This is a genomic window from Rhizobium pisi (assembly GCF_003938655.1).
Taxonomy (GTDB): Bacteria; Pseudomonadota; Alphaproteobacteria; order Rhizobiales; family Rhizobiaceae; genus Rhizobium; species Rhizobium pisi.
Map to the genome: position 1 here is coordinate 153,009 of NZ_RJJT01000012.1, position 22,980 is coordinate 175,988.

Here is a 22,980-nt window from a genome sequence, read left to right on the forward strand (position 1 = left end):
TGGAGCACGACATGCGGGACTTCTCCTCATTTTTTGAAGAATGCGAACGGGCTCCGCGGTTGAACGAGCTCGCCGGCTTCTTTGGAGCAACGGCCGCCGGCCGGTCGGGAAATCCCATCAAGCAACCACATGTGGACCGGAGACTGTTAGGCGGCGATAGGCTTCTCGACCGTTTCATCCTCCTTCACGAACGGCGCCGCGGACCTTTCGACCAACATTACCATGCAAGCATCCCCTACCGGCTGGAGGAAGAATGCCGTCTTGGACACGCAATCCTCCGATATGGTCAGGGCATGTCCGCACCGCTCACTCTTTATTCGCTGGGCACAGCGGAAGGGACTATGGCGCGGACGATCTCTGAGTTGGCCGAAGGTCGTGTCGAAAGCCTGTCATGCAGTCCCAACGTGGAAAACTATCAAAGCTTCATGGCCTACGGCGATCCTCCGCATGCGACGTTCTTTCTCGGCCCCTTCCATCACCTGCGGAAAGATCTTCTGCGGACGCGACGGGAGTTCACCAAATTCGCTTCGGGCTTCGACATCGTTTTTGAGGATACGACGTTCCAGATGTATTCCCCGAACCGGCCCGATCAGATCGAATTCGTCTCGCAGCATCTGAAAGATGATGGTCTGTTCTTCTTCGTCGAAAAGTTCAAAAACCGTGACATCGATGAATATCAGCGACGCGAATTGCAGAAGGATCACGGCTTCAAGGCACGCTTCTTCGGCCCAACCGATATCATCGAAAAAAAGGTGGCAGTGCTGACCGTGATGAATCGGAACGAGGTTACGCTTGCGGAGATGTCGGATGCCGTCAAGCGCCGTTTTCAGCACTGCTTCGTGACCTGGAACAGCGGGAATTTTTGCACACTCGTCGCGAGCAACAGCCTATCAAACATCGAACGCTTCATGTCGGGCCTGATCGCCCCGGCCATTCCAGGGGAATACGTCTATGCCGACATCCCCAATCGTCTTCATTCTCAGACTACGTGAAGGCCACTATCAAGGGCAATCAGGTAATTCAAACCACCGCAGAGCGATTTGGTTCAACTATCATGATTATACGATCTTATCCCGCCTCGTGTAGCGAGCAGGGAATACTATTCCCCGTCCGGCCGGAGTTTGCTCATGGCCTCCACAAGCGCCAAGAGCGACTCAACTGCATCCGAGGGAAGGGACTCGACCACGTTGATGAGCTTCCGACGCTTGTCGGCCTCGGCCGGCGTCTTTCCGAACCGATAAGGAGCAGCTTTCATGATAAAATCGATCGGTGAGAAATCCAGTACCTCGCTCAAATGGATGAGCCGGGTGACGTGCATTTTCGTCTCATTGCGCTCATAGCGGCCGTAGACTTGCTCGTGCAGGCCGAGAAACGGCGCCACCTCCGCCCTAGTCAACCCAGTATTGTCGCGCGCGTCCCGGAGCGCCTCGGAAATACGGCGATCGAGTTCGCCGAGCTTGGGTGAGCCTTCAAAGCCGGGACAACGGTAAATGGGTTTGTCGATCTCCGGGTCGGCTGTCTCAACGAGACCTTTATCCTCAACGTATTTATCAAACTTTGTCGTCATAAAAGGCAGCCCGCCATTGTCCCCACCCCTCTTACATCACCCGCACCGCGTCTGGCTACCATGCACAGATCTCACCCACATACCGGCCGAGCAAATCCGAAATTAGTGCCCGGGCCGAGAGATGGCAGACGATAATCGACCTCAGCTTGCCAACCTAATTTCCCGCCATCATTCGATGGTCGTTCTGCTCGCGCCGTCGATACGCGAGGAACCGCTGCGAAAGAACAATCTTGCGGGCGGGGGTGAGCTCAGCAATGAGGAGCGCCGGCTGCGGGCCGATATCATTGCGTGGCCACCGAAGAGCACTTCGGAGGCCCGCGAGAAGCTCGAATATTTGGCACGTTTTGTCGTGGCCACAGGGGTAAGCTTTGACGCCGAAACGCACAGGGTAATTCTCGAATCGGTTGCGCCCTTCTTTGGCTGAATGATGCGCGACAGAGCCTCAATGCCTCAAGTCGAAATAATGCCGCTCCGTGCCGCCCTGTTCGCTTTTGATGTCGAAATAATAAGGCTGCGCCCGCAACGGCCGCGCGACATATTCACGATACTCGCAACTGTTTCGCCCTAAAAGCTCCCGGGTGATGCCATCACGGGTGTCTTCCTTTCGGTCACTATCGGCATTCTGCGGCGTGCGCCCGTTACAAACTCTGACGGTCCGGCTGCAGCGCGACAACTCCCCAGATCGCCCATGATCGTAGTCCTGATCGCCAGCGACTGGCTGCCAGCCCGCCCGGCAATCTGCATACTGATCGTAGCCGGGCTTTCCGGCACCACCCTCGGGGCATGTCGGCCAGGAGAAGCCTGGGCGTTTCATTGCCGTGATCAATCGTTCCATCGGCGGATGGCAGGACTCGACGCCGTGCCATGAGGGGTTATCCGAGGCCGCACATAGCAGAACCTCACAGCCCCATTCGCTGGCTTGGGCGGCTTGAAGTGGAAGGCCGAAGACGGAGAGAGCAAGAAGGATTGCCCGGAACTGTCTCATCAATATCTCCTTGTCAGCGGTCTGTCCTGCGCGGCCTGTTACGCCAATCCCCAAACGGCGGCGTAAACTCGCTCTTACGCCCGGCGAGAAGATTCAAGTCGGCGATTGGGAGACGTGCGATCGTTTGGTCGATGGCGTTTTTCCGCCATTCTCCCATGTCGAGCACGTAGGTCCCCCACAGCCCATAACGCGCCGACCGGGCATACCGCTCGGCCGCGAGGTATGCGGGATCCTGCTGCCCGACGGTGCGCGCCCATCCGACGCGAAGCATTTCGAGACCGAGATCGCGTCCCCTCGCAAAACATCGGGCCGAGGGCTCGCCGGCCACAAAATAATGCGAAGGGGTACAGTGGACGACAGAGTTGTCGACCACCCGCTTCAACCAAGCCTGCGCCAGAGCGCCGCATGGAACCGGCGCCGGACTCGTCAGCTCCTTCGAAGCTGTGGGATCAAAGGCCCATTGAGGTAGCAGGCAGGCTTCGATGCCGTCGAGCCGCACCCTTATCCCCATTTGCGGAAACCAAAGGGTGTCTCCGCTAACAACTGCTGCCCTTCCCTTGATCAGCGGAAGGTATTGCGGACCGGCAGGGGCTGTGTTTGCCTGCAAATTCTCCACGAGATCGGCACTTTGACCCGGGTTCGTGATGGAGATCAGCACAACTACGGCAACAGCGATAGAACGCCTCATTTTGGCCTCACCTGATCGCTCTCGGCGGCACGACTGAGCAGGACGGCCGGATGCTTTACGTCCGAAAACTGCCAAAGGCCCGCCTTGCGACCCCTCGCCTGCTGCTCGGCGACCGAATAGGCCGCGTTGATGGGAAGCCCCTTGGCGTCGAGCGCAGCAAACGCGTAACCCTCTGAAATCAACACCGTCCCAAGGTCCAGTCGCTGCCTGGCAACCGTCGCAAAGCACACGACATAGGTGATCGAGGACGCCTTGGCGATGGGAGCACAAGAAGGGTCCGTGTCCCTGACAAAAGCGACGAGGACAGCGAGTGACGCTTCACCGCAGTCCTGCCTCACGCCGGCCGTGTTGGTGAATGTCGTGCCGCGGAGGCAGGACTGAACGCCATAGAGACGATATCGTTGCCCTCCAAGCGACCAGGTATCGCCGCTTTCAAACACGGCGCTTTCGCTCAGCGCGAAATAGCCGGCCGACGTCGCATGCGCTTGCGTGACTGCGAAGCAGACGACGCCGATGAGGACTGAGAGCCCACCCCTCATTGCCCTTGCACCCGCGGATCCGCCCACATCCCGAACCCGCTTCGGCCGATTTTTTCAGCCTCGGCAAGATCGGGCCGCATCGGTAATCCGTCCGGCTTTTTCGCAAGCCTCAGCGCGCCGAGCGAAACGAGCTGTTCTTCAAGGTTCTCGACAGTCTCGAGCGTGCCCGGAAAATTGTAGTAGCCGAAGCAGGTGGCATCCTGTGTGGGCGCATGCTCCTCCGAGACAAAGGCACGGCAGAACAGGACCTTTGGGTTCCTTAAGAGAATCTCGAGCTGAGTTTGCGCGAAGTCATCGCAGCGTCCGGCAAAATTCTCTTTGCGATTCACCATTTCGCCGGCACACGGTTCGACGCCATAGAGATGAAGCCTAACCTTGTCGTCAACGCGGATGTCGGTCGGGGACGCGGCTTTAAACCCGGTCGCTGACGCAAATCCCTGTCGGCCGACGACCTTCCTGTTGCCGTCGTAATACTCGATGACCAGCACCGTCTTCCCCGCTGCGGCAAGCGATTTCACATAAGGCTCGTCGACCACGCCCGCGGCCAAGGTGGGCGATGATGACATTGCTGTCGCCGCGATCAGCGCCATGCTGCAAGTCCAACCGCGTAGCTTCACTAAATTCGTCATATTTGAAACTCTCGCTCAAAAGTTTCTTTTCGGGCTTCCACAATCCACATTTTCGATGTAGCACTTAACGCATATAGTAATGCTTTGTGATTAGCGTAGCGGGTTTTCCAGGAAACGACAACCGCTTTTATCGAGCCCAATACTCGATGAAGGGAGTGCAATGAAGATCATCATTTCCCCGGTAGCGATCATAGCGCTAGCCAGCACAATGACCCAGAATGTCGATGCAAATGAGGTTAGATCGTTTGATTTTACTCGTTTTTCAGACCTGGAACAGACCGGCAGCGTCACGCCAAACCGAGTTTCGTCAGGTTCGGAAGAAGGCGCGGAACAAGAGTTTACGATCGGCGGCGGCGGTATTCTCACCACAGAAAATCGCGTGATAGAGTATTACTATTCACGTATAGCTAATTTGGACGTCCCCATGAGTTCATGGCGCGGTTCTGCTCCGCAGGCAGACGGATATGTCGGCGAACTTCATAGCGACAAAAGTCATGCTCAGGTATCCACTGATCGCTGCGGACCGTCGCCGCTTGGCCCGGCAGCAATCCGCGATCTGGTCGTCGCCGCTGCAGACAAGCACGGTGTTGACCGGAGCCTTGCAACGGCGGTCGCCTGGACCGAGAGCCGGTTCGATCGGGTCCGCAACAGCCCGAAAGGTGCACGCGGCGCCATGCAACTGATGCCGGCGACGGCCCAACGTTACGGGGTGCGCGATGTCTGCGATCCCACTTCCAACATCGACGGCGGTGTCCGCTACCTCCGCTCGCTCATCGACGAATTCGGCAACCCACTGCTTGCCGCAGCCGCCTACAATGCCGGCGAACAGTCGATTTACGCATACCACGGTGTGCCGCCCTTCCGCGAAACCGTCGCCTATGTCGCGGCCATCCTGAACTACCAGCTTGGCCTCCCGACCCCCGGCGAAAGCGGCGGCGCATCGCGTCAAGGCGACGGTGACCGATCACCAACTCAAAGCAACAGCGTCATCGGCGCAACCACCGCCGCCACGTTCGTCGGCGGCGTGATGCAATTCTAACCGCATGAGGAGAAGGATATGAAGATCGCAGATACTTTCCGGCAATCCCGGGCACTCCGCATCGTGACAATCTGCTCACTCGTCGCGGCAGCACAGCTGTTCTGCGCCGATATTGCGATGGCGCAGCAAACGAGCCAGGCTTTCGCGCCACTTCAGGCTGTCATGCAAGCGATCGTCGACTTCATCACCGGTCCATTTGGACGGCTCTGCGCGATCATTGCAGTCATTTCAATGGGCTTCCTCGCTTTTGCAGGCCGTCTCAGCTGGTTCCTCGTGGGTGGCGTCGCACTCGGCATAGGCCTTGTCTTTGGCGGGCCGGGCATCGTCGATGCGCTCATATCCGTCGTCGGGCATTGAACCATGAGCGAACCCAACGTGACAAAGCCGACCCTCACGCCGTTGATCATAGGATTGACGCGCTCCCCGACCTTGTGGGGGGTGCCTTACATGGCTGCCATCATCGTCATGGGTCTGACGATCATCGCCTGGCTTGCCACCAACAGGCTATGGGCATTGCTCACCGCCCCCGTCGGCTATCTGACCCTGTTCACTCTCTGCAGCTGGGACGCTCGTATCCTCGATGTCCTTCAGATCTCAACGCGATCGACGCCGCGGACGCCGAACAAGGTCTTCTGGGGCGCGAACTCCTATGGACCCTGAAGCATGCTGAAGGTCGTGCGCGAAGAGCTCGGTTTTGGAGCCATCGGCAACCGCGAGCTGCCGATGGCGAAACACATCCCTTATCTCAGGCATGTGGCGGACACCGTCGTCAACCTCGCCGACGGTGCGCTGATCAGCATCATCAAGCTCGATGGTCTGTTCTTTCAGACCGAGGATCAGGCTGAGCTCAATATGCGCTCGGCCGTTCAGAACACAATGATCCGGGCCCTCGGATCAAGCCGCTTTTCGATCTGGTCGACGGTGATCCGCCGTCAGGTCGACGCCGGTCAGGACGGTGCATTCGAAGACCCGTTCTGTGCTGCGCTCGACCGCCGCTACATGGCAGCTCTTGCGCAAAAACGGATGTTCACCAACGAGCTCTATCTCACCATCGTGAGATCGGGCATGCGCGGCCCGCTTGCGATCGGCGATAGACTCCGGCGCCTGCTGGATCGCACGGCCGGCCGCGATTTGCGTGACCAGCAGCTGCGCGAAGCCATCGGCGAACTTGAGGAGCTGACGGGCAACATCGTGCGCGATCTTAGCAAATACGGAGCCTGCACACTTGGCGTCATCCATCGCGGCGGCGAACCCTATTCGGAGCCGGCGGAGTTCCTGAACACCATTCTGACCTGCGGCATCCCGCGGAAGATGCGCCTGCCGCGGATGGGTATCGCCAACTACGTCGGAACCTCAAGGCTGCACTTCTCGAGGCGAACATTGCAGGCTCAGGGCGCCACGCCGGACGAGAACCGCTATGGCGCAATGCTCTCGATCAAGGAATATCCTCCCTTTACCGGCCCTGGTATGCTCGACGGGTTACTCCAGGTCAACCACGAGTTCATCCTCACCCAGTCCTTCACGATCGCCGACAAGCCGGTCGCCCAGGAGCGCATCACCCGCCTCCAGCGGCAGATCGCCGCCTCCGACGAGGCCGGCAGCGATGTCGAAAACGATATCGATTTTGCGCTGAACAGCCTGCTCAACCAGGAGGCCGTCTTCGGTTTCCACCATCTCTCCCTGCTATGCCTCTCGCGTGACCTCCATGGCATCAACAAGGCGGTGTCCGAACTCGGCGCCTGCCTGACCGACATGAATATCAACTGGCTGCGCGAAGATCTGAATACCGAGGCCACGTTCTGGGCTCAGCTTCCCGGCAACCACGCCTACATCGCGCGCAAGGCGATGTTATCGAGCGCCAATTTCTCCGGCCTGTCGTCGATGCACAATTTCGCATCCGGGCAAAGCGATGGTCTGCATTGGGGAAGTCCGGTCACCATCCTGGAGACGACCAGCCAGACCCCCTACCGGTTCAACTTCCATCAGCGCGATATCGGCCATTTCCTGGTGACCGGCCCGACCGGCTCAGGCAAGACCGTGGCGCTGACCTTTCTGCTCGCCCAAGCGTTCCGTGTGCGGCCGACGCCGAAGGCTGTGTTCTTCGACAAGGACCGCGGTGCTGAGATTTTCATCCGGGCGATTAACGGCACCTATGAGGTGCTCACCCCGGGAACGCCGACCGGTTTTAATCCCCTGCAGCTCGAAAACACCGGCGAGAACCGTGAATTCCTCCTGCGCCTCCTCAAAACGATGCTGCGCCGTGGCGACGGTGGCGATTTCGATCAACAAGAAGAGGATGTGCTCGAGCGTGCCATCGTTCGGCTGATGCAGGAACCGGCCGCCGAGCGCAATCTGGCAAACCTCTCCGGTCTCTTGACCGGCCGGTCTCGTGCCGATCCCAACGACATCCATGCGCGTCTCAGGCCGTGGATCGATGGCGAGAAGGCTTGGCTGTTCAACGCCCGCCATGACGTTCTGTCCTTCTCCGGTCGAACCACCTTCGGCTTCGACATGACCAGCATTCTCGACAATGGCGAGGTTCGCACGCCAGCGTTGATGTACATCTACCACCGCCTCGACGAGCTCTTCGATGGTACGCCGGTGATGATCTTCATGGATGAAGGCTGGCGGCTCCTGAAGGATAAGACCTTTAGCGATTTCATCGTCGATAAGATGAAAACGATCCGAAAGCTGAATGGAATTGTCGGATTTGGAACGCAGTCGGCCGCCGACATCGTCCGCTCGCCGGCGGCCCACACCCTGATCGAACAATCGGCGACCAATATCCACTTCCCCAATCCGCGGGCTGATGAGGAAAGCTACATCGGCCGGTTCGGGCTGACGGTGAAGGAATTCAACTTCATCCGCAACACGCCGCCGGAGAAGCGGGCTTTCCTGATCAAGCATGGCAATGACAGCGTGATCGCCAGGCTCGATCTGAGCTCGATGCCAGATCTGATCAAGGTCCTGTCGGGACGGACGGAGACGATCGAGGAATGCGCGCGTCTGCGTGAGATCCACGGCGATGATGCGGCTGCATGGCTCCCCGCCTTTTGTAATTGGGAGAGCGACGCATGAACCAAGGCTCCCTGCCCGTCCTCGCCCTCGCGTTGGTTCTGACCGGTTTCAATTCCTGCGTTGCAAAGGCCGACGTGCCGGTGATCGATGACATCAATCTCGGCGAACACAAGAAGCGCGACAAGACAACTGACAACATCGAGGATACAGATCACGATCGCCATACAATCCACACCTCGGTGACATGCTCGGTCTATCGGGCGGGCCGCGACAACGATCCGGTCGGTGCAGCGAATGCCAACCCGGAGATCTCCGGTCTGGTGCGACGCGTCGCCCGCGAGGAGGGCGTGGACGAAAACCAGTTCCTCGCCCTCGTCTACCAGGAAAGCCGCTTCAACCCCTGCGCCAAGTCGAGCGCCGGCGCCACCGGCTTGACACAACTCATGCCGGGGACGGCGAACCAGCTCGGGGTGAACGAGAACAACATCGAGGAAAACCTGCGCGGTGGTGCGCGCTATTACAAGCAGCAGCTTCTCCGTTACGACGGCAATGTCTCGCTGGCGCTTGCTGCCTATAACGCCGGGCCGGGCAATGTGAACAAATTTGGCGGCATTCCGCCGTTCAAGGAAACGCAGGGCTACGTCCGCAGCATCACACAGAATTGGCTGCCGGCATTCGGGGGCTCCGACAAGTCGGGAATACCCCTCAATTTCGGGGGTGGCGAGACGGCCTATACCGGCATGCGTTCCTCGACATTAAACGCGATGGGAACGACCGCGGCGACCGGCGACAGCCTAGCCAATGTGTCGAGCTGGTATCAACAGCTCGGTCAAGTCAAGACCGGCACTATCCAGGATAGCTGGGACCATAATTCCACGGTCCGCAATGCCAATCTCGAGATGATGAACAACGTCATCAAGCTGGCTACCGCCATGGCCGATCTTGTCAACGCTCGCAATGCCCTGTCCTCGGCCAATCTTTCCGGCTCGTCGCGAAGCACGGCCGATGACGAGGGGAGTGAAAAACCTCGGGACGTCGCCGGTCTCTGCGACCCGCGCCAGAACCTTATCTGGGGCGATGAGAAGAGGGCCTGCATCGAGAAACGGGGAAACGAGGATCAGGTTGAACTGATGCTACAGCCGCAATGATAGGAGAACCGATATGAGAGCCACCGTTCCGAGCGGCATTGCGTTGCTCGTTGTGCCTGCGATCGCATTGGCCGACGTGCCGGTGATCGACAGGACCAATTATGAGGTCGCTAAAAAGACCGCGGAGACCACCAACCAGATCCTGGACACGAACAAGAATATCCTGACGACTGTCGAGGACACGCTAAAAGCGGTCACCGGCGATCGCGGCAGCACTGCATCGCCTTTGAAGGACCTAGCCGTCGGGAGCGGCTTCAGCGTCTCGGCAATGCCGTCCTTCGACAGCATCCTGAAAGAGGGTGTTCCGAACTTCGGCAATATGGGCGGCGATATCGCCAGGACCGCGAAAACGTTCATCAACGGATTGCAGCTGGTCAAATCGCTGTCGGGCAAGGAAGACAGCACCTTCTCGGGCGACAAATCCTACGAGCAGCTGGTGAACACGGTGCTGGGGGTATCGGCCCTCGTCAACGGGTCGCAGCAGGCGATTGAAACCCGGCGCAGCGCTTTCGAGAAGGCGGGAGCCCAGATCGGTACGGCGCAGGACATCAAGGGCTCGATCGACCAGAACACGCAGCTGCAGGTTCAATCCGGCCTGACGCTCAACGAAATGATCGGCGTCATGAACGGCGCCGTCACATCGCTGCAGGCGGAAAACCAGCGGCGTCTCACCGATATCTCGAACACCAAGAAGGCCCTGGCCTTCGGGAACTGACATGGCAAAATTTGAAAGCTTCGCGGCCATCCTTCTGGTCGCGGCAACTGTGGTCGGCTGCGGCACCGTCAAGGAAAAGACGGCCCCATGCAAGCGGCCGGCCAATCTCACCTCCTTTGCGGACGATCCGCGTCAGGAGTGCGGACCGATGCGCCGCGTGAACGATCCGGCTGCAGCCTTCGCCGCAGCCGGCGTGATGGATCAGGATCACCAATAGGAACGCGCCAATGCAAGACTTCCTCGGCGATCTGCTCGACCGCATCGAGAATTCCGGGACCAGCTTCTCGGAGAAAGCCTATACGATCGTCGGCAACGAGATCATGCCGCTGCTGCAGACGCTGTTCGTCGTGTATGTCGCCTGGTACGGAGTGCAGCTTGTCACGGGCACAGCCCGTCTCAGCGTCGGCGAAATTGTCGGGCGCATCGTGCGTATGATGATCATTCTCGCGCTGGTCAGCTCCTGGGGCAACTTCAACAACCTGTTCTATCACTGGATCAACGACACACCCGAGGACGTCGGCCGCGCGATCCTGGCAGCCTCCGGCACCGGGATTACCGAGCCAACCAATGGCATGTCGATGATCTGGCGCACCGCCAGCCAGGCTGCCTCGGCCTTTGCCGAACAGTCCGGCTATTTCACCATCCTGCCCAGCATGATCGGCATCCTCATCATGGTCGGCGCCGGCGTCTTCATTGCGATTGCGCTCGCCATTCTTATCCTCGCGAAGGTGATGCTCTGGGCGCTGATCGGGACCTCGCCGATTTTCATCAGCTGCATGCTGTTTGAGAGAACACGCCGCTATGGCGTCGGCTGGTTCAACCAGTTGCTCACCTACGCCCTGATCCCGCTGTTCATCTACGTCATCGCCGCCTTCCTGATCGCTGCGATGAATCCCGAACTGACTAAGATCGACGCCGCCAGTGGTTCGAGAACGCTGACGCTTGCGGACATTGCCGGCTTCCTGCTGCTCTGCGCCGCAGGCGGCTTCGTGATGTTCTACATCCAGTCTCTCGGCCAGGGCATTGCCGGCGGGATAGCCACGGGCATCGGCAGCGCCGCAACCAACGGCGCCCATTTTGCCGGCGTGCGATTGCCGCGAGCAACCGGCAATGCCGCGCGCAGCAGTGGGCGTGCCGCCTTCCGGGCGGGTCGCGGCCTGCGCGATCGCTTTCGAAACGGTGATGACGATGCCTCGGGCACACGCGCCGCCATGCAATCACGCATCACCCAAAATAGCACGCCAACCTAAACGGAACCGTTTCCGAAAAGTCATTTGCCATGGCCAATTCCAAAGACATTAATTTGCGGACCTATTATCAGAGCGGCGATATCTGGGAGCAGGAGATCGTCAAAAAGGCGAAGCGCTCGCGCATGATTGCGTGGTTCGTCACAACGATCTTCGGAAGCATCACACTGCTGAGCCTGCTCGCCCTCGTCATGCTGGTGCCGCTCAAGAGCTTCGAGCCCTATATCGTCGAAGTCGACAAAAGCACAGGCTATATCGAGGTAAAGAGCGGGCTGACGCGGCCTTCGAACCTCACGGAACAGCAGGCGATCACTCAGGCCAATATCGTCCGGTATATCAGGGCTCGCGAGGGCTACGATCCCTTTGCCATCGAGCAGAATTTCGGGATCGCGGCACTGCTGTCGACCGGCAATGCGGGCCGCGAGTTGGCTGACCTCTACAGCGCCACCAATCCGAAGAACCCGGCCAAGCTCTACGGCAAGAACAAGCGCATCACCACGGAAATTGCTTCGGTCACCTTCCCGAACAACTCTACCGGCATCGTCCGTTTTTCGACCACGGAGCTCTCTGACACCGATTCCATCACCAGCCACTGGATCGCGGTGGTTCGTTACCGCTACACCGAGACGCCGGCGACCAACGAATGGCGGTTCGAGAACCCGCTAGGCTTCCAGGTCTACGACTATCGTCGCGACCAGGAAACGGTGACGGGGAGCGGCCAGTGATCAAACCGTTTCTCATTGCCATCGCTGTCTTAGCTATGATTGGCACCAACAGCGCCGGAGCTGCCGAGACACCTTTGGCAGGACGTCTCGATGCTCGCGTCACCAGCGTCGTCTATCAGCCGAACAATGTCGTGCGCGTCTTTGCTACCTACGGCGTCTCGACGATGATTATCTTCGACGAAGAGGAGAAATTCGAAACGATCGCCGTCGGCGATACCGACAGCTGGGACGTGGTGCCGACCGACAAGGGCAATATCCTCTTCGTCAAGCCGAAGGCGAAGAACGTCGCGACCAACATGAATGTCGTGACGACGAAGCGCATTTATTATCTCGAGCTCAACGACTACTCGCCCGAGGACAACAAAAAGGTTTTCGGCATTCGCTTCATCTACCCCGACAAGGACCTGAACGCCTCGCTTCAAAAGGAGGCGGAGGCCCGCGCCGGCTACCCGAATATTTCGGGCATCGACAAGGCCAACGTTAACATCGACTACTCCTTTTCCGGCGATGGCCGGCTGAAGCCGCTCATGGTCTTCGACGATGGCAAGAAGACCTTCTTCAAATTCAGCCAGCGAGTGCCCGCGATCTTTGCTGTCAACGCGGACTTCACCGAGACGCTGCGCAATTTCCGACGCGAAGGCGACTACATCGTCGTCGACGGAACCGCGACGCAATACACGCTGCGGGACGGCAGTGAGTGGACCTGCATCTTCAATCTCAGAAAGCCCGACTTCGGCGCCCCGGATCCAGCGATCATGGGCCCCGCGCCCGACGACAAGGCAAAATTAAGAAGAAAGAGCGGCAACGGATGAAACGATCGCCCGAACTCGAAGCAATGTTGGCTGCGGACGAGACTGAAGTGCGCGATCGGGGCGCCCGACGCAAGCAGCTCGTCGGGGGCGCTGCACTGTTGCTCGGCGGGGCAGCACTTGCCTACGTGATCGTCTTCGCACCGCAAAAGCGTCCGCTGGATGTTCTCCAGGGTGACGAGGAATTTTCCACGACGACTTTCCGCCCGCCGTCTTTTCTCCGCGACGAGCGCAAGCCCGAAGAGAAGCCGGCAGAGAACATCATCCAGCTTCCCGAGCCAGAGGAAAAGAAGGACGACCATTCGGATACGACGGAATTCGATGTGCCGCCGCCGCCCGTTACCGTCGAAACCGGCGAACAGAAGCAACAGCCGCCAGCCGAGGAATTCCCGAAGCGATTTCTCTCAAAGCAGATCGTGGCCGACTCGGCCAAAGCCGACAGCGGCAACGGATCGCTGGCTGGTGGCGCTACCGAGGGGGCACCCACCGTGGCGGGCGAGGACCGCAACAGCAAGTTCCTCGCCACAGCCTCGGCGATTGATGACCGCTCGGCCAAGGCACGCCAGATCGGCCGGCTGGATGCGATGATCCCGGAGGGTACGCTCATCCCCGGCATTCTCGAAACCGCCATCAACAGCGACTTGCCCGGCCAGATTCGCGCCATCACCTCGCAGGACGTCTATTCCTTTGATGGCCGTCGGGTCCTCATTCCGACGGGAACGCGGCTGATCGGCGAATATCAGTCGGACATCACCCGGGGACAGAAGCGCATTTTCGTCATCTGGACCCGGTTGCTGCGCGACGACGGCGTCTCGGTTCGGCTGAACAGCATCGGCACGGACAACCTCGGCCGATCGGGCCTCACCGGGATCGTCGACAACAAATGGCGCGAGCGTTTCGGCTCGGCCATCCTGCTCTCGATCGTCGGCGCCGGCTCGTCCTACCTCACAGGCTATGGCAGCGGCCAATACAGCGCCAGAAGCAACAGCAATGGAGGGTCCAATTCCGATCGCGCCGCCGATCTGGCCCGGGAGACGATTGCCCAAACCTTCTCCGATATGGCCAACCAGGCGCTCGAAGAGAACCTCAAAATTCCCCCGACGATCAGCATCCACCAGGGTGAGCGCATCTTCGTCTATGTCCGCCAGGATCTTGACTTCTCCGCCATGTATCCGGATCCGGTCGAGGAAGCCTTGAAGGAGATCAAGCATGAGCGAGGGCTTGGCACGGGTCGTGGCGTCAGACAATGATCCGCATTATTTCCTGAAGCGGGCACTGTCCCCGCTGGCAGAGTTTCTCGCCGACCCAAAAGTCGTCGAGGTTTCCGTCAATCGGCCGGGTGAGGTGTTCGTCGAGCGTCTCGGCTCACAGCATATGACGTTTCATGAAATCCCGGCCCTGACGGCGACCGAGATCGAACATATCGCTGAGCGGGTGGCAGCCGCCAGCAGCCAGTTCATCAGCCGCATCAATCCGCTGCTGAGTGCCACGCTGCCGAGCGGCGAGCGCGTTCAGGTCATTCTTCCACCGGCAGCGGCCGACGGCGGCGCCATCTCGATCCGCAAGCAGGTGATCAGTGATTTCACGCTGACGCAGTATCGTGACACCGGTGCGCTCGATAAGGTGTCGGTCACCGTCGGCGGATTGAGCGGGATCGAGCAAAGGCTCGCCGCGCTCCTTGAGGCAGACCGCATCCATGACTTCATCGAGACGGCGGTTCGTGAACGTGTGTCGATCTTGATCAGCGGCGGCACGTCAACCGGCAAGACGACCTTTCTCAATGCTTGCCTGAAGAGCATCGACGCACATGAACGTATTCTGACGCTCGAAGACACACGCGAGCTCGTTCCGCCGCATCGCAACAGCGTCCATCTCGTCGCATCTCGTGGCGATCAAGGGACGGCGCATGTGACGATCCAATCGCTGCTGGAAGCATCGCTACGAATGCGGCCGGATCGGCTATTCGTTGGCGAGATCCGCGGCGCCGAGGCCTTCGCGTTCCTGCGTGCCATCAATACCGGCCATCCCGGCAGCATGTCCACCGTGCATGCCGACACGCCGATGGGCGCCTATGAGCAGCTCGCTATGATGATGATGCAGGCGGGATTGTCGTCGAGCTATTCAAAGCAGGACCTGATGTCCTACATCCGGATGGTGATACCGGTGGTGATCCAGCTGCGTCGTGACGGTGGCCGGCGTGGTGTATCGGAGATCTACTACGCCCGGCGCGCAACATGAGCCGATCGTATTTCGCAATCTATTTGCTGTTCTGCCTGCTGATCGCCATAGCCGTCTGGATGATGAGCTACAGTCTGATCCTCCAGCTTGTCTGGAAGGATGGCCGAATTCTGCATTTGATGACGACCACCAATCCCTTCGCGCCGCTGCAGCAGTTCTTGGTCTATTCAAACAGTCGGCCGTTGCGGCTGGCGGCAATCGGATCCTTGGTCCCGGCGATCGCTATCGCAGCTGCTGCGGCTGCATTTGGACTGCGCCGGCCCGCTAACCCGCTGGGAGACGCCGCATTTCAGGACACGGCGTCGCTCCGGCGCGGCGGCTGGTTCCGCAAGGATGGACATATTTTCGGCCGCGCCGGACGCAACACTCTTCGCCGCAAGGACGATCGCCACCATCTGGTGATCGGCCCGACACGCTCCGGCAAGGGCGTCGGTTATGTCATTCCGAACGCCCTGATGCACAGGGGCTCTTTGATCATCACGGATTTGAAGGGCGAGATCTTCGAACACACCGCCGGATACCGGGCAAGCAAGGGCAGTGGCGTCTATTTGTTTTCGCCAGGATCGGCGAAAACGCACCGCTGGAACCCGCTGGATTTCGTGCGGACCGATCGCGGCAGCCGCACGCTCGACTTGCAGAACATCGCGAGTATTCTCATTCCTGAGACATCGGGTTCGGAGAACGCCGTCTGGCAGGGTATCGCCCAGCAGGTGATTGCCGGGGTCATCAGCTATGTGCTCGAAAGCCCGCAATACAAAAACCGGCGCGACCTCGGCGAGGTCAACAGCTTCTTCAACGCAGGCGTCGATCTGCAGGTCCTGATGAAGCTGATCAAGGAGAAGGAGCCCGACCTCTCCCGGTTCACGTCCGAGAGTTTCAACGCCTATATTGCTCTTAACGAAAGAGCAGCGCGCTCTGCCCTTCTCGATATTCAGAAAGCGCTGGCGCCTTTCCGCAATGAGCGCGTCATTGCCGCCACCAACGTGACCGACATCGATCTGGCATCGCTTCAACGTCGGCCGGTCACTATTTATCTGGCGCCGAATATCACTGACATGACGATCCTGAGGCCCTTGCTGACGCTCTTCGTGCAGCAGACAATGGATCTGCTGACACGTGAGCATAACGAAAATGCTCTCCCGGTCTATTTCCTGCTCGACGAATTCCGCCAGCTGAAGAAGATGGACGAGATCATGAACAAGCTGCCCTATGTGGCCGGCTACAATATCAAGATGGCCTTCGTCATTCAGGACCTCAAAAACCTCGATGAGATCTACGGAGAAACGGCGCGACACTCGCTTCTCGGCAATTGCGGCTTGCAGCTCATCCTCGGCGCCAACGACCAAGCGACCGCGGACTATGCGTCACGGGCACTCGGCAAGCGAACCATCCGCTACCAGTCGGAGTCGCGTACGCTTGAGCTGATGGGACTGCCGCGCCGGACCAGGGTTGAGCAAATTCGCGAGCGCGACCTGATGATGCCGCAGGAGATCAGGCAGATGCCGGAGGATCGTTTCATCCTGTTGGTCGAGGGTCAGCGTCCGATCTTCCAAACAAAGCTTCGCTACCATCTCAGCGAACCGTTCAAGAGTGCGGCAAAATATGCGGCGGAACATCCGGTTGACGTTCCGGAAACGGAGTTTGTTGTCACACTCCCAGTTCCGGTCCTTTCTACGGGTGATAATCAGGCATCAAATCTCGACCCCGAGACAGACGAAGCGCCCGCACCGCCGGACATGCAGATGACCACTGAAAACGCTGGGACAGGCGCGAAGAAGGTGGCACGCAGCATTCGGAGAAGACCAGGACCCAACGCAGTTGAGAAGGCAAAATCGACGCTGACTTCCTCTGAAAGCGCACCGGCCGGTAATCGGAGGGCCCAAATCGAACGAAAATTGGTGCCGACAGGGACTCGTTTGAAGACTGCGATTACCGCGTCGCTTGCCGCTGCGCCGGATATGCCGTTTTCACGGCGGAAGAACATCCAGGAGATTTTGGCGCAAACCATTCCTGATCCGGCCGAAATCGGGTTGGAATAAGCCATATTTATGAAGGCGCGGTCATTACTGACAAAGCTCTGTGTGCACCCAATCTCGACGGTGCTAATTATGACCAAATAGGCGTAGCATGTCCAATTTTCGAAACTTTCACGTATTTCATATACGCGATAGTTTCGTTTTATGTTGCTGCTGCAAACTAATCAATGTAACTTTCCCGTATCTGAAATACGCGAAAGTTACATCTATGCCTCTCCATCTCGTCGGCGAAAACATTGACAAAATGCGTGGTCATCGCCAGGCGGAGGCCGGCAAGCTCGTGCAGTTGATGCGCGGTATCTATGTAGATGCAGACGACGACATAGACCAGACGGTGCGGACTCATGCTGTCCGCATCGCAAAGTATCTTTATCCGAACGCCTACCTGTCGGGCGCCAGCGCCGTCCTACTCGGTCCGATGCGCGATGGCCGCCTGTTCCTGACCGGCCGCCGCGCGCAGCGGCAGCGTATCAGGGCGCTCGAAATCATTCAGAACAAAGCGCCGGCCCACCCTTCCGTCTCTCAGGCGGTGGTTGGCGACGCCATGGGCGAACTGCGTGTGGACGTGTCTTCGCTGCGCCAGCGTTTTCTGGAGGCCTTTCGCATCCGTAGTGAACACGCGGCCTCGTTCGACGAAGCGATGAAAGAAGGAATCGCCGCGCGCTTGATCGGAGAATACGGAACTCCGGAAAGCGCCGCCGATGCGGTGTTCAAGCTTGCCCGCGACAATGACTGGCTTGATGAAGGGAGTGCCGCCGAACGCTTCCTCAAACGGAATCCGGCGGCCGCTGTCGCCGTCACCAACAAAGCCGCGCTCGATCTGATCGTGGCATGGCATGGGGCGCCGATCGGCAACCTGGCGCATGATGGATTCGAATGGCGATGGCAGGCGTCCGCCCCCGACGGTCCGCCGCTCGTGCGCCAGACTACGCCCGGCCGGTTGCCCCCTTTCATTGAATCATTGTTGCCTGAAGGCTGGCTGAACCGGGTGCTAAACAACCCGGACGAGCGCGCCGAGCTGCGGACCGGCAAGCGCTATATGTCGAACATCACTATTGTAAAGCGGCGAAGCGAGCTGGCGGACTTTCCAGCTGATATTCTGCTGACGAGGCTGAATAGTTTCACGGCAGAACACCTGTTCACAGGGACCTATGCCGGCCCGGGCCGTGGCAATATCCAGGATACGTTTGACCAGAACCTTGCAAAGATCTTCGCGACGGGCGCGACACCGCGCCTCTCTGGCGTGCAAATTAAGGCGCCGATGTTCCTCGATGCGGACGGCACCCTCATCCCCAGTACGAACAGGCCGTTCACGCATATTCTAAAACCGGCCGGAATGTCGGGTTTCGAGGCGCTGCCCGCGATCGAATGGCAATCTATGGAGCTTGGCCGGGCGGCAGGATTCGTCGTGCCCGCCACCGCGCTCGTCGCTATGCCAGACGGCATGCCGCATGCGCTCGCGGTTGAGCGGTTCGATATCCGTACCAGCCTGGATGACATGCGCCGTCTGGCGCTTGAGGACATGACATCCGTTCTGGGCGTCCGTGCGGAAGATAAATATACAGGCACCATGGAGCGGATCGCGGCCGCCCTACGCCCGCTTTCTACTGACCCGGATGCTGACCTGCTATTGATCTTGCGGCGGGCACTGTTTGCCTGGTTCATCGCCGATGGCGATATGCACCTGAAGAACATGGCCGTCCTCAAAATCGCGGAGCCACGGCGGAGAGATTTTAGCTCCGTCCGGATGGCGCCGCTCTACGATGCAGTGACGACGCGGGTGTTTTCAAACCTGCAGAGTGACCGCATGGCGCTCAAAATCAGCGGCAAGGACGAACAGTTGAAGAGAGCGGATTTCAAGCGTTTTGCTGCCACGGCGGGTATTCCGGCCGCGGCCGCGGATGGCGCCATGGATGAACTCGTAGCGGCGCTTGAGCGCGGTCTAGCTAATCTAACTCTGCCGTACCCGCTGACAGACGGCTCAGCGGGCGCTGAACGCGCGGCGCAGATGCGGGAGATTGTCCGCGAGCGCCTGACCACTTTTGAGTAGCCCCTATGTTCCGGCACGTCTACGATGCGGCCACAGCGGTTTCTCAGCGCTGCAACGAACCGGACTTATGCCGCGGGACTGTCCGCGTAGATGCAGTCACCGATCTTAAATACCCTGCGCTTCGGCAGGAGCGAGCACGACATTCATTACTGCGGTATTTCCCATCGAGGCGATCAGGCACCGTTGCCGCAGGGAGACCCTCATCACCCTCGACACCCTTGCGAATATCTTCCCGCAGCGCCGCCACGGTTGACAGCCCCCATTTCCAGGCGACCGTCAGGGTGTGATCAACAATGCCAATTGCCATCACCGCCCAGAAAATGATGCCGAAGACCTTCGCGAGGCCTTCTTCGGCCTCTCTTGAGCCCTCCGGATTGATGATGATGGGTCGTTCGTTTCGCATAAATCGACCTCCTTATCGCTCGCGGTCGTCGCGTTCGCGATCTCGACGTTCGCCGGTTTCGCGCTGGGGTTCCTCCAGCCTCGGCATGCGTTGCTGGGCCGGATCGGCGCGCGTCGTGTCGCCTGCTCCGGAACTTATGCGTTCCAGGCTCGGCTGCGTCCCATCGGTAGTTGGCCTTCTCTCTTCTCCCTCGGTCCGAACACGGCTTGGCTCACCGTCCTGATCGCCTCGCTCCTTCTCGGCGGGCACAGCCTGGATAACGAAAGTGCCCTCCCTCTCCGATGTCATTTTGCTGCCGCGCTCCCGTAACCGCTCCGCCGCTTCGATCGCAATCCTGAGGTCGTGATCCATCTCCGCGATTTCGCGGATCAAGCTATTACCGGCGGCACCGAGCTCACCGGCGCGCGCCATCTCAAGGTTCAAGTTGGCCTGCAACGACACTTTGTTGGCATTGATTTCCGCCGCATCCGCCAACTCGATCGCTTCGCGGAAATGTTCCACCTCGAGCATGACCTCGTTTGCCTCTTCGACGGTCCTGCGGCCATGGCGGGCGACGGCTTCGTCCCAGCGCGCGTTGGCGTCGTCTCGTTCTCCCTCTTTCAACCCATCGCCGACGGGCCGCTCACCACTTTGTTCGTGCAGTTCCATCAACTCGCGTCGCACGTTCACGTGTTCGCGGGCTGCCGAAGCAATATCGTCGAAAGTCGCGCGCTCGGCTGCCGGCATAACGCGTTCCGCCTGAAACAAGGCGGTTTCGACGTGCTTTTCGTAGGCCTCGAACTCGGATCGGCTCATTTGACGCATTGGTTCATCCCTCGAAACGATCTTTTCCAAAGATACCAGATGCGTCATGAATTGCGAGCGCAAACTTTCCGTTCCAGCTACTTCGGGCGATCGAGGGTCGTTGCTCTTTGTGTCTGATTCAAAACGAATAATATGCGATCTTGCGAACCTTTCGACGCTTTCATCGTCGTTTCCTGCAGCTAAAGTCGCCCACTCATTCTTAGCGAATTCAGTATAGCGTCGGCTCGGCTCTGTCCGCGGAAAGCTATATTCATCCGAGCGCTTGGCATCATATCTTCGTTGCGCCGCGTCGCTCGTTCCCTCATGTTCCGTTCGCCCATAGCGGTTCGTCGGACGCACCTGGTTCTTGGTATAAGCCGGAGCACTCACCCGCTCACGTCGGTCGGTCATTTCCATGTTGATGCCGTAGGCCCGTGCCTTGTCAGCCATGGTCACGCGCCAGCGGCGAAACGCCGGGATTGTCGTTTCGATCCTGTGGCCTGCGTCCGAACGCATAGCGACGATCGCATGGACGTGGACATGCGGCCGCTTGCCACCCGCCTCCTCAAGCTTCGGGTCCTTCAACGGATCATGTAGGGAAAATACATAGCGGTAACCGGCAAATTCCTGCGCCAGAAAGTCTCGCGCGGCGGAGTGGAAGGCCCCGATATGCGTACCCGCCCTCGCCGACAGAATGACGTGCATGATGTCGCGTGGTTTGCGGCTATGCAGGCCGTCGCGCCATTTCCGTTGCACAACATCGCCGGCCTGCTTGCCGTCCACGATCGCACCCCCTTGCTCGTCGTAAACCGCACCATCGTGTCGGCTGACAAGGTCGCGCAGGCGGGCCGTGCCGTAGTCGGTCCCATTGCCGTAACCGGTAAAGCGAAACGATGTGGGCTCACTCTGCTCCCTTCCCTCATCGTTCAGACGTCCCTCAACGATCCGCGACGCCTTCGCATCGCCCGTGAGGCGCTCGGCCGCGCCGTCCCGCAGCACGGCGACGCCGTCGATGGAGAAGCCCTTGCCATCGTCGCGAGTCAATACGGCAAAGGCGAACATCCGGTCGCCGAGTCCACGTTTAAGGACCGCCCGCGCCTTCTCGTGGAGATCGGATGCAGGATCGAACCGCTCCTTCACCTCAACCACGAAGGTCCCGATGTCGCGGCTCTCGGCGCGGTTTTTCATCAGATGGCCCCACTCATTTCGGACCGTGGAAAGTTCGTCGCGTCCGCGCAATTGTTCGCCGCGTTCGTTTTCGACGACGACGTCGCCGTTGCGCGAGATGTAGTTGATCACCGCCCCTAGCCGTCCTCCGCCACCGAAAGACGCCATCTTCACCACCGCCGGTTGGCCACCCGATGCCAGCGATGCAAACCGATCTCGCATGGAAGGTTCGCTTGCGCGGCGCCTTTTCCCATGCCGCAATCTGGTCGAACGCCAACCGAGTTTGGCGCGACCAAGTGTTCCACCACCGATGAGAGATGCGGTCGGGACTACTCCGCGGCGGCGCTCCTCGTCCTCCAAATATTTGCCCCGGCCCAGCGATCGTTCGTGCAGCAAGGCGGCCTTGCGCCGCTCCCATTCATTTTCGAAAGCGCCTAGAAAGAATTCCATCAGGCCGCGCCTCGCCGGCGCTGGGCACCGCGTGCCGCGAAGCTCCTGAGTTCGATCATCACGACCGCTACGATCTTCTGAATATCCGCCGTCTGGGCTGAGATCTGGTCGGCTTGAATACGGCCGCCGGTGTTTGCGACGCGCGCCAGCTGATTGAGGTTCACGCCGATTGCCCGCATGTCCGACAAAAGCAGATCCAGAACCGCCCGGTCGTCATCGGTAAAGAAGGGTCGCACCCCTGCCCCTTCCAGCGTCAACGACCGCATGAAGGCCGAGATGGTCAGTCCGGCCTCCTCAGAAACGCGCGTGATCGCGGCGATTTCGGATGCGCTGAAACGCGCGTGCACGACCCGGTCCCTTCGCTCGTTCGTCGCTCCCCGTTCGATCGCGCTGCGATGGCTCGCCGCCATTTCCGCCTCTCTGAAACATCGCCGCAGGCGCCATCGACGGCTCGTCCGTCGATCGTCAACAAATTTGTATCACAAATTTGCGTATCCTGCCAAAAACAGATATACTATTTTAGTAACAAATTTCAACCCAAGAAGCGAAACTGCTAGGGGCGCGGTGATCAGCCAACCCAAGAGCGATCGGCGGTGAGCTAAGCTGATGAACGTGTGTTCACACCATTTATTCACACGGGATATTTGCGCTATATTTCAATATGGTGAGTCTGCATCGGCACATCGAGCGAACACAGCGTGCGTTGGTGCCTTGCGATCAAATTCTAGAGACCATCGCCCATAG

General features: G+C 59.2%; 24 protein-coding genes. 16 read left to right on the forward strand and 8 right to left on the reverse strand.

Features of this window, described 5'->3' with window-relative positions:
- Positions 1 to 11 precede the first annotated feature (11 nt).
- Positions 12 to 992, forward strand: a complete 981-nt coding sequence (locus EFD55_RS18520) for a class I SAM-dependent methyltransferase (RefSeq protein WP_125846582.1) — start codon at positions 12 to 14, stop codon at positions 990 to 992.
- Between the two features lie 107 nt (positions 993 to 1,099).
- Here EFD55_RS18520 and EFD55_RS18525 read toward each other — a convergent pair whose 3' ends face one another.
- Positions 1,100 to 1,567: a helix-turn-helix domain-containing protein gene (locus tag EFD55_RS18525; RefSeq protein WP_125846496.1), complete on the reverse strand. Its 468-nt coding sequence runs from the start codon at positions 1,565 to 1,567 to the stop codon at positions 1,100 to 1,102.
- 121 nt (positions 1,568 to 1,688) lie between these two features.
- Between EFD55_RS18525 and EFD55_RS18530 the strand changes: the two genes are divergently transcribed.
- Positions 1,689 to 1,991, forward strand: coding sequence for a hypothetical protein (locus EFD55_RS18530; RefSeq protein WP_125846497.1), 303 nt, complete (start codon positions 1,689 to 1,691; stop codon positions 1,989 to 1,991).
- Positions 1,992 to 2,009: 18 nt separating this feature from the next.
- On the opposite strand, the gene EFD55_RS18535 is transcribed toward EFD55_RS18530, so the two are convergent.
- From EFD55_RS18535 to EFD55_RS18550, 4 genes are read right to left on the reverse strand one after another with little or no spacing between them, the layout of a single operon-like run.
- Positions 2,010 to 2,552 (reverse strand): hypothetical protein, encoded by a 543-nt coding sequence (locus EFD55_RS18535; RefSeq protein ID WP_125846498.1) that lies wholly within the window; start codon positions 2,550 to 2,552, stop codon positions 2,010 to 2,012.
- Positions 2,553 to 2,565: 13 nt separating this feature from the next.
- Positions 2,566 to 3,240, reverse strand: coding sequence for a thermonuclease family protein (locus EFD55_RS18540; protein ID WP_125846499.1), 675 nt, complete (start codon positions 3,238 to 3,240; stop codon positions 2,566 to 2,568).
- Positions 3,237 to 3,779 (reverse strand): thermonuclease family protein, encoded by a 543-nt coding sequence (locus tag EFD55_RS18545; RefSeq protein ID WP_125846500.1) that lies wholly within the window; start codon positions 3,777 to 3,779, stop codon positions 3,237 to 3,239. Before EFD55_RS18545 ends, EFD55_RS18540 begins: the two co-directional genes overlap by 4 nt.
- Complete coding sequence (locus EFD55_RS18550; protein ID WP_376774101.1) at positions 3,776 to 4,345, reverse strand: hypothetical protein; 570 nt, start codon at positions 4,343 to 4,345, stop codon at positions 3,776 to 3,778. The genes EFD55_RS18545 and EFD55_RS18550 overlap by 4 nt, the downstream gene beginning before the upstream one ends.
- Positions 4,346 to 4,568: 223 nt before the next feature.
- Between EFD55_RS18550 and EFD55_RS18555 the strand changes: the two genes are divergently transcribed.
- From EFD55_RS18555 to EFD55_RS18620, 14 genes are all read left to right on the forward strand, one after another.
- A complete protein-coding gene (locus EFD55_RS18555; RefSeq protein WP_165504835.1) occupies positions 4,569 to 5,447 on the forward strand; it encodes a lytic transglycosylase domain-containing protein in 879 nt (292 codons plus the stop codon).
- 18 nt (positions 5,448 to 5,465) lie between these two features.
- On the forward strand, positions 5,466 to 5,804 hold the full coding sequence (locus EFD55_RS18560; protein ID WP_125846502.1) for a TrbC/VirB2 family type IV secretion system protein: 339 nt from the start codon (positions 5,466 to 5,468) through the stop codon (positions 5,802 to 5,804).
- Between the two features lie 3 nt (positions 5,805 to 5,807).
- Positions 5,808 to 6,107 carry a VirB3 family type IV secretion system protein gene (locus EFD55_RS18565; RefSeq protein ID WP_125846503.1) on the forward strand — a complete coding sequence of 100 codons (300 nt, stop codon included), beginning with the start codon at positions 5,808 to 5,810 and terminating at the stop codon, positions 6,105 to 6,107.
- A 3-nt stretch (positions 6,108 to 6,110) separates the two neighbouring features.
- Entirely contained in the window at positions 6,111 to 8,525 is a 2,415-nt protein-coding gene (locus EFD55_RS18570; protein WP_125846504.1) for a VirB4 family type IV secretion/conjugal transfer ATPase, read from the forward strand.
- Positions 8,522 to 9,613: a lytic transglycosylase domain-containing protein gene (locus EFD55_RS18575; protein ID WP_125846505.1), complete on the forward strand. Its 1,092-nt coding sequence runs from the start codon at positions 8,522 to 8,524 to the stop codon at positions 9,611 to 9,613. The genes EFD55_RS18570 and EFD55_RS18575 overlap by 4 nt, the downstream gene beginning before the upstream one ends.
- Positions 9,614 to 9,626: 13 nt before the next feature.
- Positions 9,627 to 10,328, forward strand: a complete 702-nt coding sequence (locus EFD55_RS18580) for a type IV secretion system protein (protein ID WP_125846506.1) — start codon at positions 9,627 to 9,629, stop codon at positions 10,326 to 10,328.
- 1 nt (position 10,329) lies between these two features.
- Positions 10,330 to 10,545: a hypothetical protein gene (locus EFD55_RS18585; RefSeq protein ID WP_125846507.1), complete on the forward strand. Its 216-nt coding sequence runs from the start codon at positions 10,330 to 10,332 to the stop codon at positions 10,543 to 10,545.
- Positions 10,546 to 10,555: 10 nt separating this feature from the next.
- Positions 10,556 to 11,578: a TrbL/VirB6 family protein gene (locus EFD55_RS18590; RefSeq protein ID WP_125846508.1), complete on the forward strand. Its 1,023-nt coding sequence runs from the start codon at positions 10,556 to 10,558 to the stop codon at positions 11,576 to 11,578.
- Positions 11,579 to 11,607: 29 nt separating this feature from the next.
- A complete protein-coding gene (locus EFD55_RS18595) occupies positions 11,608 to 12,300 on the forward strand; it encodes a VirB8 family type IV secretion system protein (RefSeq protein WP_125846509.1) in 693 nt (230 codons plus the stop codon).
- 35 nt (positions 12,301 to 12,335) lie between these two features.
- Entirely contained in the window at positions 12,336 to 13,112 is a 777-nt protein-coding gene (locus EFD55_RS18600) for a TrbG/VirB9 family P-type conjugative transfer protein (protein ID WP_246780307.1), read from the forward strand.
- Positions 13,109 to 14,359, forward strand: a complete 1,251-nt coding sequence (virB10, locus tag EFD55_RS18605) for a type IV secretion system protein VirB10 (protein WP_125846511.1) — start codon at positions 13,109 to 13,111, stop codon at positions 14,357 to 14,359. Before EFD55_RS18600 ends, virB10 begins: the two co-directional genes overlap by 4 nt.
- Positions 14,319 to 15,347, forward strand: coding sequence for a P-type DNA transfer ATPase VirB11 (gene virB11, locus EFD55_RS18610; RefSeq protein ID WP_125846512.1), 1,029 nt, complete (start codon positions 14,319 to 14,321; stop codon positions 15,345 to 15,347). Before virB10 ends, virB11 begins: the two co-directional genes overlap by 41 nt.
- Positions 15,344 to 17,386 (forward strand): type IV secretory system conjugative DNA transfer family protein, encoded by a 2,043-nt coding sequence (locus EFD55_RS18615; protein ID WP_125846513.1) that lies wholly within the window; start codon positions 15,344 to 15,346, stop codon positions 17,384 to 17,386. The genes virB11 and EFD55_RS18615 overlap by 4 nt, the downstream gene beginning before the upstream one ends.
- 205 nt (positions 17,387 to 17,591) lie before the next feature.
- Complete coding sequence (locus tag EFD55_RS18620; RefSeq protein ID WP_125846514.1) at positions 17,592 to 19,433, forward strand: type II toxin-antitoxin system HipA family toxin; 1,842 nt, start codon at positions 17,592 to 17,594, stop codon at positions 19,431 to 19,433.
- Positions 19,434 to 19,476: 43 nt separating this feature from the next.
- On the opposite strand, the gene EFD55_RS18625 is transcribed toward EFD55_RS18620, so the two are convergent.
- The 3 genes from EFD55_RS18625 to EFD55_RS18635 all read right to left on the reverse strand — a co-directional run bounded on the left by EFD55_RS18625 (position 19,477) and on the right by EFD55_RS18635 (position 22,646).
- Entirely contained in the window at positions 19,477 to 19,836 is a 360-nt protein-coding gene (locus tag EFD55_RS18625) for a hypothetical protein (RefSeq protein ID WP_125846515.1), read from the reverse strand.
- A gap of 12 nt (positions 19,837 to 19,848) precedes the next feature.
- Entirely contained in the window at positions 19,849 to 21,918 is a 2,070-nt protein-coding gene (locus EFD55_RS18630) for a conjugal transfer protein TraA (RefSeq protein ID WP_245438495.1), read from the reverse strand.
- A 317-nt stretch (positions 21,919 to 22,235) separates the two neighbouring features.
- Positions 22,236 to 22,646, reverse strand: coding sequence for a plasmid mobilization protein (locus tag EFD55_RS18635; protein WP_125846517.1), 411 nt, complete (start codon positions 22,644 to 22,646; stop codon positions 22,236 to 22,238).
- Positions 22,647 to 22,980 lie beyond the last annotated feature (334 nt).